This window comes from Lysinibacillus sp. NPDC097195 (assembly GCF_044762075.1).
In the GTDB taxonomy this organism is placed as follows: domain Bacteria; phylum Bacillota; class Bacilli; order Bacillales_A; family Planococcaceae; genus Lysinibacillus.
In genome coordinates, this window is record NZ_JBIWDP010000003.1 from 1 (window position 1) to 18,044 (window position 18,044).

Below are 18,044 nucleotides of genomic sequence, written 5' to 3' on the forward strand. Positions count from 1 at the left end.
GGTCGTTTCCTGCTACATCTGTGAAGCCTGCTGCAGATGCCACTGGTACGATTGCAGATGCTACTAATGTTGCCGTTGCAGCCGTAGCTACGAATTTTTTGTATTTCTTTGGTTGGTTAGCCATAGAAAAATTTCCTCCTCTAAGTTAAAAAAATTATGTTTCTACTACATAGTTATGTAGTAAATAAACAACTACACATAAAAGTATAGTTGTATCCCTAAAAGTTGTCAATCATATTTTGGGAAAATTACTAATTCACTTCCGGAAAATAGTGGACATCAAACTCTCTTTTACCATTGTTAACTATTACGCGACTTTTTTCAAGTGAAAATATGCAACTTTTACCACAAAATCTAATTAACTAGCAATTAATTGTTGATATTTTCTAGAATCCTATAAAATAATGGATAATAAAGTTAAATGAACATACGAAAAAAGCTCAAGCATTAATATGCTTGAGCTTTTTTCGCTTGGGCTACCAACCGTTGTTTCCTTGCAGGGAATTCTATTATTTCATAGAGGAAATTCCTATACACCTACAGTCTAACACTTTCAATTGTAAACGACAATACCATTTTTTAAAAATTATTGACGTTTTTGCCTTGCCACTTCCAATAAGAAAAGCGGAAGTGCTATTTGACGCTTGATACGCTTAGGTTCTTTTATTAATCGGTAAAACCATTCAAGACCAAACTTTTGGAAAATTTCTGGTGCACGCTTGACTGTACCTGCCAGCACATCGAATGATCCACCGACACCTTGATAAATCGTTGGGTGTAAGCGATCACGATTGGCATTAATCCAATTTTCTTGTTTCGGACTGCCCATTGCGACAAATAGTAAATCCGGTTGGGCTTCGTTAATACGATCAATGACCTTCTGTTCGTCTTTTTCATAGCCGTCCTGTGTGCCGACTATTTTAATAGAAGGAAATAGTGATTTTAGCTTTTCTTGTGCTGCATCCGCTACACCAGGTTTGCCTCCATAAAGGAAAATCGGCTTGCCTCGTTTTGCCGCTTCTTCACAAAGCTTCATCATCATATCGACGCCTGTAACACGTTCACGAATTTGCCCTTTTTGAATTTTGGAAGCAAGAATAACACCAATACCATCTGGAATTTGAAATTCTGCTTCGTTTAATAGCTTCTTTAGAGCTGGGTCTTCTTTTGCTTTGATAATTTTTTCTGGATTAATGGCCACAACGAGCGCTTTTTGTTTCTTTTCAATGCGCTCGAATGCCATATCCATTAATTCATCGTAGCCTTCCGTATTGACGTTAATGCCAAGTACTGTTTCTTTCATCGGTTTTTCGCATCCCCTAGTAAGTGGAACTGGAAGCCAGCTTCTAGCCATTTTTCACGGTTTAAGCAGTTTTTCGTATCGAAGACAATTTTGTTTTTCACAGTGATTTCTTTCGCATCGTATGCTTTGAACTCGTTGTGATCTGTTAATACAACGATGATATCTGCATCTTTCGTTGCTTCCTCTAAGCTTTGCGTTTGTGTTGCATGTTTGTTTTCTTTAATGTGTGGATCGTACGAAATAACTTCTAAGCCAAGGTTTTGTAGCTCATCGATGACGATTGTTGATGGGCTTTCACGCATATCATCAACATTGCCTTTGAAGGCTAGTCCAAGTACTGCTACTTTGCCACCTGCGATTTTGTTTTCATTTAAAATAGCTTGTGTTTTTTGCGCTGTGTAGCTTGGCATGCTGTCATTTGTATTACGTGACATATGAATAATTTGCGCTTGCTCGCCACCTAGTTCAACAAGGAACCATGGGTCAACTGCGATACAGTGACCACCTACACCTGGACCTGGGAAGTGAACGTTGACACGTGGGTGGTAGTTCGCAAATTTAATGGCTTCCCAAATGTTCACGTCTAGTTTTTCAGCCATTTTTGCTAGCTCATTGGCAAACGCAATGTTGACATCACGGTATGTGTTTTCCATTACTTTTACTAATTCAGCTGTTGTTGCATCTGTTAAATGGATTGTACCGTTGACAAATGTTTGGTAAAGCTCTTTTGTCATTTGCGAAGATTTTTCATCAATCCCACCAACGATACGGTCGTTGTTTACTAATTCTTCAAAAATACGACCTGGAATAACGCGCTCTGGTGAATGCGCTACAAATAAATCAACGCCGAATTCAAGGTTTGCTTTAATAAGCTCAGGTAGCATTACGTGTTCTACTGTTTTCGGTGGTACTGTCGATTCAAGAATTACTAAATTTCCTTTTTTCACGTAAGGCACAATCGATGCCGTTGCTTGACGTACATATTCTAAATTCGCTGTATTGTCAGGATTGATTGGAGATGGCACAGCCACAATGAAAACATCCGCTTCTTGTGGTGTTGTTGACGCTGTTAAAAATCCTTCATCTACTGCTTTATTTAAGCGTTCTTGTAAACCGTTCTCTTCAATATGAAGTTTTTTCTCTTGAATACTTTTTACTGCCGCTGGGTTTACGTCCACCCCATGTACTTTTATGCCGTGATTGGCAAACATTACAGCCGTTGGTAATCCGATATAGCCAAGTCCAACGACACAAATTGATTTCGTCATTCTCTATTCTTCCTTCCGTTTCAAAAACGAGTAGTAATTTTTTTATAAGGGTCTATACATGCATTTTCACATTTTTGTTCTGCATTATAGTATACATCTTTCAAGGGAAAGTGTGAATTAATTTGTTATTTTACAGTATTTTCAGTGAACGACACACCGATTGTCGGGTTTATCGTAGGTTTTTGGTGATGGTTTGGGTTGTTTATCGGCGATTTGCGGCATTGTATCGGCGGTTTACTCCGGGTTATCGGCGATTCATCGACTTCTATCGGCGATTTCTACTGGTTTACCGGCGATTTTGGAACTTTTATCGGCGATTCCAACAAGCTAGACAAGTTATATTTCGTATATTTACCTGTGTTACGCCATGTTTGTAAAGATTTTTGCAACAACCGTTTGGCGACATCCTCACTATCAATTTTCAAAAAATCACGACATCCCCTGTTTGTGATTGTATCTCCAATTAGCATAGCGTAATCGCGCAATGCTTGTACATGTGCAACCATACATTGATGCTGGCATCGGCGACAGAGCCACGTTCTTTTCATCTTTTCCATTACGAAGTGATGACAGTTTTCACAATAGACGCCTTTTTGCAAAGCACTGACTTCTAATTGATAATAACGGCATAGCGGAAATGGCGTTCTGCTTTGTAATTGTGACAAAATAATGTTGGTTATGTCGTTCGTGGCAATCCCTCTATTTTTCGCTATTACTTTATGCACAAACATTGGGAGTTCTCTACCCATGATTATCGGCAGCCCTCTACCCTCTCGATGAATTTCCACATTATTAAAAGGAAAGACGATTGCCCCGTAGATGGGTATCACCATATTATGCTCGCTAAGAAAATGGTGCATGGCTTGGATATATTGCTCCAGCTGAATTTCAGGATGGCTAAAAGCTTGGACTTGCCCTGTATCGGAAGTACGAATTAATTGACGTGGGTCCTCTTTGAAATGGACAGTTCCTCGGATGTTTTTAATTTCTAAAATAACGATACCGCTTGGGGTCACTACTAAAATGTCAATTTGCATGGGGAAGATCGTAGGAAGTATCACATTGTGGAAAATATAACAGTCACTGAGCTGTGGCAATTTTTCTAGCTCATTCAAAACATAGTGTTCTGCAAAATCGCCCGCTTCTTTATTTTTGAGTTCCTGTTGTAGTGATGGAAACTGCGGATGTGAAGGTAGCAATCGACGAACTAATGCTTGCAATCCTAATGTCAGTGGAGATGGTGCAAATGCTTTAACAATCAATAACTTTTCACTCCTTTTCTTTTTACTATAACAGCTAAAAAGTCATGAAAAAATAGCTTGATTGAAAATAAAAATTTGCCCTGTTTTAGCGAAGGAAAACTTCGGTTTACTCGGGAATCATGCTTGTTAGTGGCGATTGGCGGGAGTTTTGTGGCGGTTTCCGACCCTTTAGTGGCGATTCGCAAGGATTTTGTGGCGATTTCACCTGACTTAGTGGCGATTGGCGCAATTTTAGTGGCGATTCACAGAATCCCATCAACCTTCCGCAACCCAACAAAAAAGGAATCTCCCTTAGTATCGGGGATTCCTTCCGCTTTCTAGTAATTTTAAAATAGATTGCGCTTGTTGCATGTGAAGTGATAATACATATTGGCCTGCTTGAAGTAATATTTGTGCCTTCGTCATGTCCATCATTTCTTTGGCAATGTCGGCATCGCGAATACGGGATTCTGCTGCTGTTAAGTTTTCGGCTGTATTCATGGTTGCATTGTATGCGTGCTCTAAACGATTTTGATAGGCACCGAGACGGGAGCGCTCGGATGACACGCGCTTTAGTGCTTCGTCCATTGTTGAGATAGCCTTGTTAGCATCGTCCCGTGTGGCGATTGAAGTGGTGTCGTCTAATCCGAGTGCCCCGGCTCCCATATCTTGAATGAACAGCTCAATGGTTTGGCCGGCATTGGCACCCGCTTGAATTTTAAGGCCATTTGTTGAATAATCACCGCTTAATAATGGCTTCGTATTAAATTCGGTATCTTTTGAAAGACGTTGAATTTCTTTTTTTAGTTCTTGAAACTCCTTATCGAGTTGCTGACGATCACTATCGGTTAGTGTATCGTTGGATGCTTGAACTGCTAACTCTCGCATTCTTTGAATAATGGCATGCGTTTCATTCAGTGCACCCTCTGCTGTTTGAACCATTGAAATACCATCTTGTATATTTTTTGCTGCCATGTTCAATCCGCGAATTTGTGCGCGCATTTTTTCGGAGATTGCAAGTCCAGCTGGATCATCCGCTGCACTATTAATCCGATAGCCGGTAGAAATGCGTAACATCGACTTGCTCATTGCATTATAATGCTTATTCATATTACTTAATATCGACATCCCCGTAGCAGACCACTTACCTAGCAACTCCCCACCCCCTTACGATAGATATTTTTATTTATATCGGTATGAGTCAAAGCCTTTCAAGTACATTTGGTAATAAACCCAAATATTTGAAATAAAATGAGAGCACCCGCTTCTTCTACATGAAAAGTGGGTGCTCATTGGCTGTACCTAGTATTCAATTTTTGAAACCTCCGAATTGTGTGCTCTTTTGATGTAGTAGCTCATAGAAGAGCGCTTCATTGTAATCGGTTAATGCCTGGTCAATTAAGTAATCAATATTCTTTTTCTCAATTTCAGCGATAAGTTGATCAATTTCACCTACAGTTGCAGAAGAGACAAGGGGTAACTGTGGTTTTGGTGTAGCGCTTTCAAGAATGGGCGTTAAATGTTCATGGACATTTGTAATTAGCAACAGTTGATATAGTGGTAATCGTATAAAACGATTTCCTTTTTGGAATACAAATACCTCAGATAAATTTTCGATTTGTTGTGTATGCAAGTTGATGATCATCTCTTTCCCTTCAATGGGAATGAAATGAAAAATCTCATTCTCCTTTAATATTGAGAAATATTGATAAGCAAATACGAGACGCAATTTATCTCCAGTAATTTTCGTGTAAAATGGCTTCATATATTGAACTTGCATCATCCTTCATCCCTCCTCATTATCTGATTATTCAGATTTTAACATAAATTAAACTGCTTGTTAACTGTCTTCTCCTCAATTTTTTTCTTTCTAATCATTCAGCTTATCATGTCCGCATTTTAATCGTATAATGGAAAGACAGTCTTTTTTCCTTTATACGAAAGATGACATTTTATATCATCTTAAATAAAGCTAAAGTCATTGGCCAATGCCATTGAGAGGAGTGAGGTTATGGCTTTGTCTATTTCGCAACTAGCAAAGGAACATCAACAATTTATACTTGCAAAATTAAAAGAAGTTGAGCAGGAGCTACATCCGTCCTCTAGCGAAGACGAGGAACTTGTGCGCCGTGCAGTTTTTTCTGTCCGTAACAAATCTATCGTATTTGAACGTTTTAATGGTGCAAGTTCTATATTATATGCAAGCGTACAGGATGTGAGACCAGCAACTGTAGAAATTGATTTTGCTCACGGGACTTTAAGCTGTAACTGTCCCCAACTAAAATGGTGTCGTCATCAGGTAGGCGCATTACTTGCTCTCTATCAGTACTTTGATTCAGTGCAAAACTGGTCAGCTGCTTGGCGTGCACAAAAATCAGTGCAATTAAAAACATTAGCTGATGAACGGAGCCCTGAAAGCTGGCAGTTGATGGTCGACGAAGTCATGAAACGCCTATTACCAGCAGGTCGCATTTTGGAAGGCTATGGACTTTCCGCCATTCGTACCGATGCATTGGAACGGCTTCGTAAACATATGCCGTTTGAGCGTGAATGGCAACCACTTTATAAACTTTTTATTGAACTGTCTATCTTTAACGCGATATGGAGACATTTAAACAATACACAAGGGCACTCTTTAGACTCGCCCTATATGAAATACTTTATTGATCAAAGCGTCCAGTCTCTTGAAAGTATTTTGACGGAATTAACAAATCGCTCTCGACTTTTTGCAACCGATCCATTTTATGACGCCCTTCAAGAAATTGTCCGTAACTTATTATTAGAACGACAAGGGCTATTTGCTAATCGTTTACAAATCTACATGCTGCTTTGGGCAGTGCTTTTTTATGAGAAGCCTAGACGTGAAAAAGAGCTTACCCTTATTAGCAATCTTGAGCATGTTTCACCCGAGATTTCGGTGCAGTCATTAAAACTTTTATTTTATGTGCTGTTACAAAAGGAGCAATTATTACAAGAAAGCATCGCACATATTGACTTACCACAGATGCAAGACTTATTTGAACTAGCAACATTTGCTAAACGTGCTGGCGAGTCACATTCACAAGCATCGATTTTGCGAGCTATGCTGCCTTTTGCGGAAGCTTTTTTACAGGAAACGGTGCCAGTTGTACAACGTGCGCAATACGTGCGACAATTCCAATTGTTATATGAAGATATTCAGTTGACCGAGGAGGAAGAAACAACGTTATATAGCGCATTCGGTGTATATGGATTACAGCCCTATTCGTTCTTCCTTATTCGTAAAGAACGCTATCGTGAATGGGCTGCATTACATCAATTAAATCTTTCCTCTTTCTCTTATTTAGAAATGTGTGGCCTTAAAGATGTACTTCACATAGCTCCGGCAGCAGTTTTACCTTTATATCATGTCTATGCAATGGCTGAGATTACGCAAAAATCTCGCATGAACTATAAGCAAGCAGTACGGATATGGAAAAGTATGCGTAGTGCCGCGAAAAGAGCAGGTAAAGTAGCTTATTTTGAAACATACATGCAAACAATCCGAGCAGAATATAAACGACTTCGCGCATTACAGGAAGAAATTGAGAAAGGAAACTTAGTATGACGATATTAAATGTCCCCTCTCCGTTTACCAAAAGACAGCAGTTACGTATTGAACCAGCATCCAATGATCATTACACGGTGCAGGGCTTTACAGCAAGTGGAGCAGCACTTGAGGTTGACACCTTGATTTCTTCGCTATTCTTTAACTATGAAGCAAATACGTATGGTTTAATGACCAATCGTACCGATACATCTATCGATATTTCGACCGCAGAGCTTCTCGATATCTTTTCCCCACTTTACCAGCACCCATTTATTCATTGGGCTGGAGTGGATACTAAAAGTAGTGACACGATTAATCAAGTACAACAATTACAGCAGTACTGGCAAGAACCTACACTATGGTCGCATGTCGAAATTGCAGATGATTTTTCTTCATTGTACTTTTCCATTGAAGATGTCGATACGACATTACTTGAAATTGCTGTGCAGCAAAAATTAGCTCATGCTGGATTAGTCGTGTCTGATGTGCCAAAGTTACTTCCCTTCTTCTTACGCGGTGGCTGGCCATTAGAAAAGGACCGTCAAGCTGGTGCAGTTACAGTATCGTTACGTTTAAGTGAACCAGAAGAAGATTCGGATGTTTGGCTATTGGAAACGGTACTTAGCACTGCTACAACCAAAACTTATTGGACACCTGCTGTACGCAAGAAAACATTGCCCATTGCGGATGCTTTACCGGCAAAATGGCAGCCATTTGCCCTTGATATTGAACAACAGCAAAGCCAAATTGTCGAACTGCTATCAAATGAACATTTACAATCTAATGTTTTCATTCATATAACGCTCGACGATTTAGAGGTTCGCAAATTTTTACGGGAAGACTTAGCTCGATTACAGGCATTAGGTTTTGATGTAGTTCTTCCAGCTTGGTTAAAAGATTTAAAACAATCAAAATTGCGAGTACGTGTCAGCACAGGCAATATTTCTACGAAAAAAGTGGCTGGACTTGATGATATTCTTACGTTTAAATGGCAATTTTCGATGAATGGTCAGTCGATTTCAGCTGAGCAATTTAAAAAGCTCGTCGATGAAAAACGCGAATTCATACGTATTGGTACGGAATGGTTCCGTGTGGATGCCAACTGGATGCATGAAATGCGCGCGTTAATGCAACAGGCTGAAGATGAAAGTTGGACTGTCCGTGAACTTTTATTCCGAGAACTACCAGAAGATTCAATGATGCTAGAGGAGGAAGAAGATGCGGATGATGCATTACGTGACGATCCACTGTTCGCCTTTGAACTACAACAATCGTTAAAATCGTATATGGAGCAGCTGCAAGAGAAAAAGGGTCTGCCTCCAGTACCGGTTCCTTCATCATTAAATGCGAGCTTACGTCCTTATCAGCAAGAAGGTTTTGAATGGCTTGTCTTTATGCGCGAACAAGGTTTTGGTGCTTGTTTAGCGGATGATATGGGTCTTGGTAAAACGGTACAGCTTATTTCTTATTTACTACATGTTTATGAAACACTCGATGCCAAAGAGCCGACGATTATTATTTGTCCGACTTCGGTACTTGGAAACTGGCAAAAAGAGCTTGCACGTTTTGCGCCTTCTTTGACTGTGCATACGCATTATCAAGCAAATCGAACGAAGGAAGATGCCTTTATTCAGCTTGTTCAACAAGAAAAACCACATATCATTTTGTCTACTTATGGAACAGTATCCCAGGATACAGAGTTTTTACAAATGATTGATTGGGCAACCGTTGTATTAGACGAAGCGCAAAATATTAAAAATATGCAAACACTGCAGTCTCGTTCGATACGTAAATTACATGGTAGCCACCATATTGCCTTAACAGGTACACCTGTTGAAAATCGATTATCCGAGCTTTGGGCAATTTTTGACTTTATTCATAAAGGCTATTTAGGTAGCTTTGGCCGCTTTAACGAGGAATTTATTTTACCTATTGAGCGCGATGAGTCAGCGTCACATAAGCAAAAGCTACGAGCAAAAATTCAACCATTTTTATTGCGTCGTACAAAGCGAGATCCAAATTTACAGCTTAATTTACCTGATAAGCAAGAGTCCCATGCATACTGCGCTTTAACTGCGGAGCAAGCATCACTATATGAAGGCTATATTTTAGAAACGCTAGATCAATTGGAGCAACTAACAGGCTTTCAGAAAAAAGGTCGCGTCTTAAAAATGCTAAGTAAATTGAAGCAATTATGTAATCATCCTACCCTTTATTTAAAAGAACCTTTTGAGGATGCTGCAACGATGCTGACACGCTCCGTTAAATTAGAGCGAATTGTAAACATGGCAGCCGAAATCGTGGACAATGGTGAGCAATGTCTTATTTTTACGCAGTATATCGGGATGGGTCAATTACTGCAGCATTGTTTCAGTGAAATTTATGATGTTGATGCACCATTTTTAACTGGTGCGATGCCTAAACAACAACGTGACCGATTAGTTGAAAGTTTTCAAGCAGGTGAGTTCCCTATTTTCATCCTGTCCTTAAAAGCAGGTGGTACAGGATTAAACTTAACAGCCGCAAACCATGTGTTACATGCCGATCGTTGGTGGAATCCTGCTGTAGAAAACCAAGCAACAGACCGTGCTTATCGAATTGGGCAAACACAATTTGTGCAAGTGCATAAGTTTGTAACAATCGGGACTATTGAAGAAAAAATAGATAAAATGCTGGCGCAGAAATCTGCATTATCAGAAGAACTTATTCAATCGAGCCAGTGGTTAACAGAGTTGGATGATGATGAACTTCGTGATTTAATGTCACTCGATTATAATTTATCCTAAAAATGCGCCAAGAGCTTAACGTTCTTGGCGCTCTTTTTAGTGAACAATGTTTTACTTCTTTCCTACTTACTTCTTATTTAGTTGTGTGAAATGTTCATTGCTGTGCGGTCTTCAGCAATGTTTAATTTTTGTTAAAGTCCACATCTATCCTTTCTGTTGTAAAATAATTACGGCGCAAAGCTTCACATTTTATAGGAGAATGGCGAATTAAATAAATGTTATGCTTTACTCCGTATGTATTGCTATAGTCGGTTATACTACTGGTACTTGCATCTTTTTCTCTGGTAACACAAAATCTTTAAGAAGCTCCTGCTCGACAGATGACGCTGGCGTCATTGTGCTACTGTCACTATCCGGTGGTTTTAGCCTATAAAATCGCACATCTTCTACTACCACTTCTGTAATATATATTTTCGTGCTTTCTTCATTCATAAACGACCTTGATTGAATCCTTCCAGTGACTCCAATAAGCGAGCCTTTTCCGCAAAACTTAACAATATGCTCTGCCAGTTTTCCCCACACCGTACAAAGAATAAAGTCAGTTTCCACTTCCCCACGACTGTTTTTGTAATTGCGATTAATGGCAAGAGAAAAATGAGATTGCATCCGATTTCTTGATAATTGTCGTAACACCGGGTCTTTTGTTAATCTTCCAACCAGTCCGACTTGATTCATGGATTCACCTCCTTTGCTTTTAATTGCCCTTATCTTACAAGATGACTTTCACAACTGGCAAAGATGGATTTTTAAAATTTAGCGCAAAATTGCAGCACAAAATTGTTTTTTCATATGTTTTATTTTTTATTGATTAGATTTTTTTCTTAGTCAAAACAAGATAGCTGTAAGGATCTACGCGCATTTTTAAAATATTAAATTTTGCATATTTCTGGAGAAATTGAAGTAACAGGCTCCACTGCAACAAGCTGTAATTGATTATGTTATACTAAAATGAATGACCGACTTAGGAGGATACATAATGAAAACATTTAAAATGCTTTCCTTTGATCTTGTCACTCAAGATGGCATGCAAGCATTTCCTTTAGTCGATGGCATTATTATTAATCAAGAAAACAGCCATCAATCTTGGATTCTTGAACTGTTTATCGATCGGCAATATCGACCGATTTTTGATGAGTTATTAGCGAATGGTACAGTTGTAAATGTACGTGCCGTTATTTCATTTCCTGATAATGAGCCTGCGCCATTCCAGGTCGTTGTTCATACTGTGCAAGAAATTGGCGAGCATATTTCCGTGCTTTTAAAAGGAACTTTAAAAATTAAACGTTCGAAATACGCTGAACAATTACTTGCAGATTTGCTTACTGAGGGTGTTGCGCAAGTGGATTTGCTAGACCGCTTCTCTAAAGGGATGAAAGAACGACCAAAATTGAAAAATGATTGATTTTATGAGGCGATGCGTTAAATGACGCATCGTTTTTTGTATGGACAAGTTGTGATTTTTAGATAAAATATTGTGTGAAAAAGGGGTGAATGCAGATGAATTTTGTCATTCGTGAGAAGCCTTTAAAATTGTTATGGCTTGAAGCTTTACTAAGACGGCTACACGAAGGAGATTCTGAGTTGAGATATTATAGTGAACAATTTCGAAGGCTTTACGCAGGTTTTGCTGGCGAACAAAGGGTTGATCGTGAATGGGATGAAATAATATGTCCGAATACTTTTTTTGTATTGCATAATATCGTGCTAGAGAATACAGCCAAGCACTTTCATCAAGTCGATACCCTCTTTGTTTGTAAGTATTTCATATTAGTAGTGGAAATTAAAAATATCAACGGACGTCTCGATTTTGATGGAGCTACATATCAATGTACGCGGACAAAATCTGATGGAACAGTTGAAGGTTTTCCTAATGCAATAACGCAAATTCAACGTCATATGCAATTCTTTAAAACTTTCTTTAAAAATTATTCTTTCCCCATTGAAGGCGCCGTCATTTTTTCTAATCCATCCGCAATCATTGCGAATCATCCTAATACAGTTCCTATTTTCCATGTTTCTGGATTGCAGAGTCATATCCAACATCTTTTCACTAAATATACGAAACCTGTAATTTCAGATGAGCAATTAACCTATTTTGTGCAACAAATTAAAGCGCGGCATCAACCACAAGAAGTACTTAGTCACATAGATTCTTCGCGATTCCGCCACGGTGTTCTTTGCCCAAAATGCCATTACAAAAAACAAATGCTTTTTTATAGAGGAATCTGGAAATGTGTAGTGTGTCACTATGTAAGTACCGAAATTTTTGCGGAAGCATTGCTAGATTATCGATTGCTCGTGAGTCGCACAATTACCAATAGTCAATTGCGTGCATTTTTTGGTATTGATTCAAGCGATGCAGCTCTTCGCTTGTTGCGAAAATTCCAATTCCCTAGCACGGGTACTACTAAAAATCGTGTATACCATCTCCCTGATAATTTAATAGAATTTATGAAACCATTTTTTTAATGTTATTTCTATGGGGAAGTTGTCTCTCTGCGCATGTAGTTCCCATTCTTTAGCTGCAGGGGGATCTTTCCGCGGGAATTACTCTTGCTTCCGCGGGATTCTTCCCTTCTTCCGCGGAATTCTCCCTTGCTACCGCGGGATTCACTCTTGCTCCGCGGAATTCACTCTTGCTCCGCGGGATTCTTCCCTTCTTTCGCGGGATTCACTCTTGCTTCCGCGGGATTCTTCCCTTCTTTCGCGGAATTCACCTTTGCTTCCGCGGGATTCTTCCCTTCTTTCGCGGGATTCACTCTTGCTTCCGCGGGATTCTCCCCCGCTTCCGCGGAATTCTCCCTTGCTTCCGCGGGATTCACTCTTGCTCCGCGGAAATCACACCCGCTTCCGCGGGATTCTTCCTTTCTTTCGCGGGATTCACTCTTGCTTCCGCGGGATTCTTCCCTTTTTCCGCGGAGTTCACCCTCGCTTTCGCGGGATTCTATCCTTCTTCCGCGGAATTCTCCCCCGCTTCCGCGGAATTCACCACCCCCGCTTCCGCAGAAATCACCCTCGCTTCCGCAGAAATCACCCTCGCTCCGCGGAACCACCGCTTCATTTCGCAAAAAAAAAAGTGATTCCGAATTAACGGAATCACTTTCGTATTTATGGGGTAGTCATCGTATTACGGTCTTTATTCATCGTGTTGTTATCGTTTCTTTCAACACCATTTACACCGTTTGCGTTAGGTACGTTGTCATAGCCATTTGAGCCATTTACATCCGCATTTGACCCAGGTGTTGTTGCTTCTGGGATCACCGTGCTTTCGTGTACTGTACCGTCATTTACTGTACCATTGTTCATGGTACCGTTGTTGTTTACGTTACGATCGTAAACATCATGGTTATCCGGATCCACGACGTCTTTTACATCGTTGACACCTTCTCGAACGTCCCTATTCAAATCTGTCATTGGAGTATCATTTGCAGCATTGTTACCCCAGTTACAACCTCCAAGGAATACTGTAGCAAGGATAATGGTTAAAAATGACATTTTCCACATATTAAAAAACCTCCTTTCTTGAATACTTATGTCAGCAAATACAACCAAGTGCATTTGTGATCCTACATAGAGTGCCCGGGAAAGGAGGGAACTATCCGATTTTTTTTACAAAAACTATTTTTGTTTTTCTTTCAGCAACTGTTCAATATATGCTGCTTCTGCTTTACAATTATAAGTATAATTTGTTCCAAGTTCTTTTTGTAAAGCATCAATTGTTTCGACCTGTTTAGCGGTTGGTTCTTCATTTAAAATTTTTGCAATTACTTCATCGATTTTTTGTGCCATTTCTTCATGGAATTCAGTACTCATCAAAACATCGGCTGGGATTTTTTCGATCCAAGCGGCATTTTCCTGAAAATAAGACTGCCAGCTAGCAATGAAGTCTTCCATAGAAAAGCGCTCTTCTTCCCAACCAATACTTGCTAAGTATGATTCAAAAGATGTTGAAATCGAACGCGTAATGCTAATTTTAACACCTGAAGACAATTCCTTATACATCTATATAATCCTCCTACTTTTTAAAAAACCTAAAATTACATGTATTTCAATTCACAATACGATCTCATTTAAACTACTAATTGCTGTCAAAAAAATTGACAATCAGAACACTATTCGACAAGCTTATTTTATAACTTATAGCCTATAATTGCAAATTAAGGCTGTTTTGGTTGTTCTGGCCCTATTGCGAATAAAATGTCTGCCTCACAAACAAGCTCGCCGTCAACTGTCGCAATTCCATGTCCTTTACCCATTGATCCACGTAATTTAGTGAATTCTACTTCTAATCGAAGCTGATCTCCAGGTACAACTTGACGCTTAAAGCGCGCGTTATCGATTCCTGTTAAAAATACTAATCGACCTTGATATTGTTCAGACTTTAATAAGGCTACGCCACCAACTTGCGCTAATGCCTCTACAATTAATACACCTGGCATAACTGGGTATCCTGGAAAATGTCCATTAAAGAAATCTTCATTAATCGATACATTTTTGAAACCTACTGCACGTTTGCCTTCCTCTAGTTCCACAATACGATCAACAAATAAAAATGGATAACGATGTGGTAAAATTGCTTGAATTTGTTCTGCTGTTAACATTTCTTTTCCCCCTCTAGGTATGTAAATTGGCTTTTTACTTATAATATAAACCTGGCGTCCATTTTTACACGTTTAAGGTATATTACAGTGTCCGCCATTTTATGTGAAACACAAAGTATGGTAAAGAATATTATTATTCTTTACCATTCATAATGTCAAATATATGCTGCCATGTTTCTAACTTAAAGACATCCATTGCTTTTCCTTGACCAATCACACTGTAGCCAACCATTGTTCCTAAAATAGCGGCAACAACGATTAAAACAAGAACAAGTACAACACGTAACCAAATCGGAATCAGCCGTATTTGCACCCATCGAACCTCGCGTTGCTCTCCATTTGAGCGACGTCCCTTTTCATCTGGTAGCTTATCGGTTTCTTGTGTCGGCACAGAACGTCGACGTGAATCGTTTGTCATAGATATTGTACCCCTTCATTTCTTACTCAAACATGTACTTATCGAATACCATTAATAAGCCCTAGCATTTGGTCAGCTAGTGTAACAGCTCTAGCATTAAATTGATAAGCACGTTGCGTTTCGATTAAATCTGTCATTTCCTTCGACAAGTTAACATTCGATAATTCGAGTGCACCACTTTGCATGCCGATTTGCTGACGATTTGCTCCTTGTAATTCTGTTACAACTTCAGCTTGCGTATAGCCTAGCTCTGCTAAGTTATTTGGGAAGCCTAAGTATGTACCAGAAACATGCTCCATTAGCTGTGGCTTTTGGAATTCTGTTACAGCAAGATCCGTACGAATAATATCTCCATTCGGATATGTTGCTTCTAACGAGCCTCCATCGCGTACAGCAAATCCTTTTACGTTATCTGGTAATGTAATGGCTTGTCCATTTGCATCTGCTACTGGATAACCATCTGAAGTAACAAGCATTACCGTTCCATTATTTAAAGGCGATAAATAAAAGTCACCTTGACGAGTATACACTGTTTTCGTTCCATTTTCACCATCTGGCATTAAAATATTGAAATATTGCTTTGGCTTTGTAAAAGCTAAGTCCAAATCACGGTCCGTTGATTGCAATGAACCTTGTTTATAATTCGTTTGAATTTGTCCTAGCATTGCACCAGAGCCATAACGAATACCAACTGGTGATTGGCGCACAGTAGGGTCCTGGGTATCGTTATTGAATTGTTGATACATTAGTTCGTTAAACGTTGCTTGCTGTGTTTTATAGCCATGCGTCCCACTATTAGCAATGTTATTACTAATTGTATCTAATTTATTTTGCAATTGGCCCATTGTATTTGTTGCGGTAATCATTGTTCGTAGCATGTGAAAACGCCTCCTGTTCGCTTATTATAACTTGCCGATTTCGTTAACAGCCTTTTCCATACTACGATCATAAGCCTGCAACACTTTTTGATTTGCTTCAAATGCACGGTACGCTGTCATCAAGTCTGTCATTGTGCGACCAGAATCTACATTTGAGTTCTCTAAATAATTTTGACTTAATGTAAACGACACACCATTTGCACCATAAGCGGTAGGAAGCGCATCGCCATTTTCTGTACGAAGTAAGCCATTATCTTGTTTAACTAGCATGTTCGGATTGGCAGCAAACGATACACCTACACGCGCTACTTGCTGGTTATTAACAAAAATAGCACCGTCCTGATCCACTCGGAAATCATCATTTGGTAGTTGGATGCGTTGTCCTGTTTCAGATAATACGTAAAGACCTTGTGCATTAACTAAATAGCCTTGACCATCTAATGTAAAATTCCCGTTACGTGTATAAGCCTCTCCGCCGTCTGGATGTGCTAAACGGAAGAAAATTGAACCCGTGACACCATCTTCATTTTGGGGTAAGTATCCATCAATTAGGGCCATATCTGTTGTTAAATCTGTGCTATAGATTTGACCTTGTATGTAATTTGGTAATGTTTCTTGCATATAAATTCCGGTATTTAATGCACCAACTTGACTCATATACTGTGAGCCCGATTGCTGATTGGCAGGCGCATTTGTTTTACCTACGCTGGACATTAGCATATCTGGAAATGAACGGATTGTTGACTGATCTGCCTTAAATCCAGGTGTATTGGCATTGGATAAGTTGTTTGTCAGCAGTTCTGTTCGTCTTTGTTGTGCAATCATACCTGATGCTACTGTATAAAATCCTTTAAACAAAGGAATCACCTCATTGTATTTTTATAGAGAAGCTGGAACACGGTCAATATTTTCTAGCATTATGCCTGTACCAATTGCCACACAATCCATTGGATGTTCTGCAATGAATACTGGTACTTTTAACTCTTCTATTAACAGTTGGTCCATACCGTGTAGTAGTGCGCCACCACCTGTAATAATAACACCACGATCAATAATATCTGCTGATAGCTCAGGCGGTGTTTTTTCCAATACGTTTTTTGCTGATTGTACAATCATTGCCACCGACTCATGTAAAGCACGTTCGATTTCATCAGAGTTAATGGTAATTGTACGTGGTAAGCCTGTAACCATATCACGACCACGAATATCCATCGAATCGTTGCGTCCACCTTTAAATACTGTACCAATTGTTATTTTAATGGCTTCTGCAGTGCGCTCACCAATAAGCAATTTATATTCTTTTTTAATATATTGTAAAATATCATTATCAAAAACATCACCAGCAACCTTGATAGACTCACTTGTCACAATGTCACCCATTGAAAGTACCGCGATATCTGTTGTTCCGCCACCGATATCAACGACCATATTGCCACTCGGTTGGAAAATATCCATACCAGCACCGATTGCAGCAACTTTTGGCTCTTCTTCTAAATATACTTTTTTACCACCAGATTTTTCAGCAGCTTCACGAATCGCTTTTTGCTCAACACTTGTAATATTCGTTGGGCAGCAAATCAAAATGCGTGGTTTCGTTAAAAATCCTTTTAAATTTAACTTATTGATGAAATGTCTAAGCATCGCTTCTGTAACATCAAAATCTGCAATTACACCATCGCGTAATGGCCGAATTGCAGTAATATTACCAGGCGTACGCCCCACCATTTGACGCGCTTCTTCTCCTACTGCTAACACCTTGTTTGTCTTTTTATCTATCGCCACCACTGAAGGTTCGTTTAAAACAATCCCTTTACCTTTTACGTGGATTAATACGTTCGCAGTTCCTAAGTCTATGCCTATATCCTTCGAAAACATTTTTTGATTTCTCCTTCCCGCCAGTTAAAACTACATAACGTTCCTATTGTCTATTTATCTAGAATATTTTATCACACCCCATTGGTAATTTCACCTAAATTTAGTC

The 18,044-nt window shown here is 39.3% G+C and carries 18 protein-coding genes; 5 read left to right on the forward strand and 13 right to left on the reverse strand.

Going from position 1 to position 18,044, the window contains the following annotated elements:
* Window positions 1–586: 586 nt before the first annotated feature.
* From ACIQXI_RS15305 to ACIQXI_RS15315, 3 genes are all read right to left on the reverse strand, one after another.
* Window positions 587–1,303 carry a WecB/TagA/CpsF family glycosyltransferase gene (locus ACIQXI_RS15305; protein ID WP_402926523.1) on the reverse strand — a complete coding sequence of 239 codons (717 nt, stop codon included), beginning with the start codon at window positions 1,301–1,303 and terminating at the stop codon, window positions 587–589.
* Window positions 1,300–2,571 (reverse strand): nucleotide sugar dehydrogenase, encoded by a 1,272-nt coding sequence (locus ACIQXI_RS15310; protein WP_402926526.1) that lies wholly within the window; start codon window positions 2,569–2,571, stop codon window positions 1,300–1,302. Before ACIQXI_RS15310 ends, ACIQXI_RS15305 begins: the two co-directional genes overlap by 4 nt.
* 278 nt (window positions 2,572–2,849) lie before the next feature.
* Window positions 2,850–3,833: a nuclease-related domain-containing protein gene (locus tag ACIQXI_RS15315; protein WP_402926527.1), complete on the reverse strand. Its 984-nt coding sequence runs from the start codon at window positions 3,831–3,833 to the stop codon at window positions 2,850–2,852.
* Window positions 3,834–3,983: 150 nt separating this feature from the next.
* Between ACIQXI_RS15315 and ACIQXI_RS15320 the strand changes: the two genes are divergently transcribed.
* Window positions 3,984–4,154 (forward strand): hypothetical protein, encoded by a 171-nt coding sequence (locus tag ACIQXI_RS15320; protein WP_402926528.1) that lies wholly within the window; start codon window positions 3,984–3,986, stop codon window positions 4,152–4,154.
* Here ACIQXI_RS15320 and ACIQXI_RS15325 read toward each other — a convergent pair.
* Both ACIQXI_RS15325 and ACIQXI_RS15330 read right to left on the reverse strand, forming a co-directional pair.
* A complete protein-coding gene (locus ACIQXI_RS15325; protein ID WP_402926531.1) occupies window positions 4,125–4,967 on the reverse strand; it encodes a flagellin N-terminal helical domain-containing protein in 843 nt (280 codons plus the stop codon). The two genes, ACIQXI_RS15320 and ACIQXI_RS15325, sit on opposite strands and share 30 nt — an antisense overlap.
* A 154-nt stretch (window positions 4,968–5,121) precedes the next feature.
* Complete coding sequence (locus ACIQXI_RS15330; protein ID WP_402926533.1) at window positions 5,122–5,595, reverse strand: transcriptional regulator; 474 nt, start codon at window positions 5,593–5,595, stop codon at window positions 5,122–5,124.
* A 228-nt stretch (window positions 5,596–5,823) separates the two neighbouring features.
* Between ACIQXI_RS15330 and ACIQXI_RS15335 the strand changes: the two genes are divergently transcribed.
* Together ACIQXI_RS15335 and ACIQXI_RS15340 are read left to right on the forward strand one after the other, a co-directional pair.
* The gene (locus ACIQXI_RS15335; RefSeq protein WP_402926535.1) at window positions 5,824–7,398 is read left to right on the forward strand and encodes a hypothetical protein; all 1,575 of its coding nucleotides are present in this window, start codon (window positions 5,824–5,826) and stop codon (window positions 7,396–7,398) included.
* On the forward strand, window positions 7,395–10,166 hold the full coding sequence (locus tag ACIQXI_RS15340; RefSeq protein WP_402926537.1) for a DEAD/DEAH box helicase: 2,772 nt from the start codon (window positions 7,395–7,397) through the stop codon (window positions 10,164–10,166). The genes ACIQXI_RS15335 and ACIQXI_RS15340 overlap by 4 nt, the downstream gene beginning before the upstream one ends.
* A 252-nt stretch (window positions 10,167–10,418) precedes the next feature.
* On the opposite strand, the gene ACIQXI_RS15345 is transcribed toward ACIQXI_RS15340, so the two are convergent.
* Window positions 10,419–10,841: a single-stranded DNA-binding protein gene (locus ACIQXI_RS15345; RefSeq protein ID WP_402926540.1), complete on the reverse strand. Its 423-nt coding sequence runs from the start codon at window positions 10,839–10,841 to the stop codon at window positions 10,419–10,421.
* 301 nt (window positions 10,842–11,142) lie between these two features.
* Between ACIQXI_RS15345 and ACIQXI_RS15350 the strand changes: the two genes are divergently transcribed.
* Window positions 11,143–11,568, forward strand: coding sequence for a YwpF family protein (locus tag ACIQXI_RS15350; RefSeq protein WP_402926543.1), 426 nt, complete (start codon window positions 11,143–11,145; stop codon window positions 11,566–11,568).
* Between the two features lie 95 nt (window positions 11,569–11,663).
* Window positions 11,664–12,635, forward strand: coding sequence for a nuclease-related domain-containing protein (locus tag ACIQXI_RS15355; RefSeq protein WP_402926546.1), 972 nt, complete (start codon window positions 11,664–11,666; stop codon window positions 12,633–12,635).
* Window positions 12,636–13,274: 639 nt separating this feature from the next.
* On the opposite strand, the gene ACIQXI_RS15360 is transcribed toward ACIQXI_RS15355, so the two are convergent.
* The 7 genes from ACIQXI_RS15360 to mreB all read right to left on the reverse strand — a co-directional run bounded on the left by ACIQXI_RS15360 (window position 13,275) and on the right by mreB (window position 17,938).
* Window positions 13,275–13,670, reverse strand: a complete 396-nt coding sequence (locus ACIQXI_RS15360; protein WP_402926549.1) for a hypothetical protein — start codon at window positions 13,668–13,670, stop codon at window positions 13,275–13,277.
* A 114-nt stretch (window positions 13,671–13,784) separates the two neighbouring features.
* Window positions 13,785–14,168: a hypothetical protein gene (locus ACIQXI_RS15365; protein ID WP_402926551.1), complete on the reverse strand. Its 384-nt coding sequence runs from the start codon at window positions 14,166–14,168 to the stop codon at window positions 13,785–13,787.
* 155 nt (window positions 14,169–14,323) lie between these two features.
* Window positions 14,324–14,767, reverse strand: a complete 444-nt coding sequence (fabZ, locus tag ACIQXI_RS15370) for a 3-hydroxyacyl-ACP dehydratase FabZ (protein ID WP_402926554.1) — start codon at window positions 14,765–14,767, stop codon at window positions 14,324–14,326.
* A 133-nt stretch (window positions 14,768–14,900) separates the two neighbouring features.
* A complete protein-coding gene (locus ACIQXI_RS15375) occupies window positions 14,901–15,185 on the reverse strand; it encodes a DNA-directed RNA polymerase subunit beta (protein WP_402926557.1) in 285 nt (94 codons plus the stop codon).
* Window positions 15,186–15,223: 38 nt separating this feature from the next.
* Window positions 15,224–16,063, reverse strand: coding sequence for a flagellar hook-basal body protein (locus tag ACIQXI_RS15380; RefSeq protein WP_402926560.1), 840 nt, complete (start codon window positions 16,061–16,063; stop codon window positions 15,224–15,226).
* Between the two features lie 24 nt (window positions 16,064–16,087).
* Window positions 16,088–16,921, reverse strand: coding sequence for a flagellar hook-basal body protein (locus tag ACIQXI_RS15385; RefSeq protein WP_402926562.1), 834 nt, complete (start codon window positions 16,919–16,921; stop codon window positions 16,088–16,090).
* Window positions 16,922–16,942: 21 nt separating this feature from the next.
* Window positions 16,943–17,938, reverse strand: a complete 996-nt coding sequence (gene mreB / locus ACIQXI_RS15390; RefSeq protein WP_402926564.1) for a rod shape-determining protein — start codon at window positions 17,936–17,938, stop codon at window positions 16,943–16,945.
* Between the last annotated feature and the right edge of the window lie 106 nt (window positions 17,939–18,044).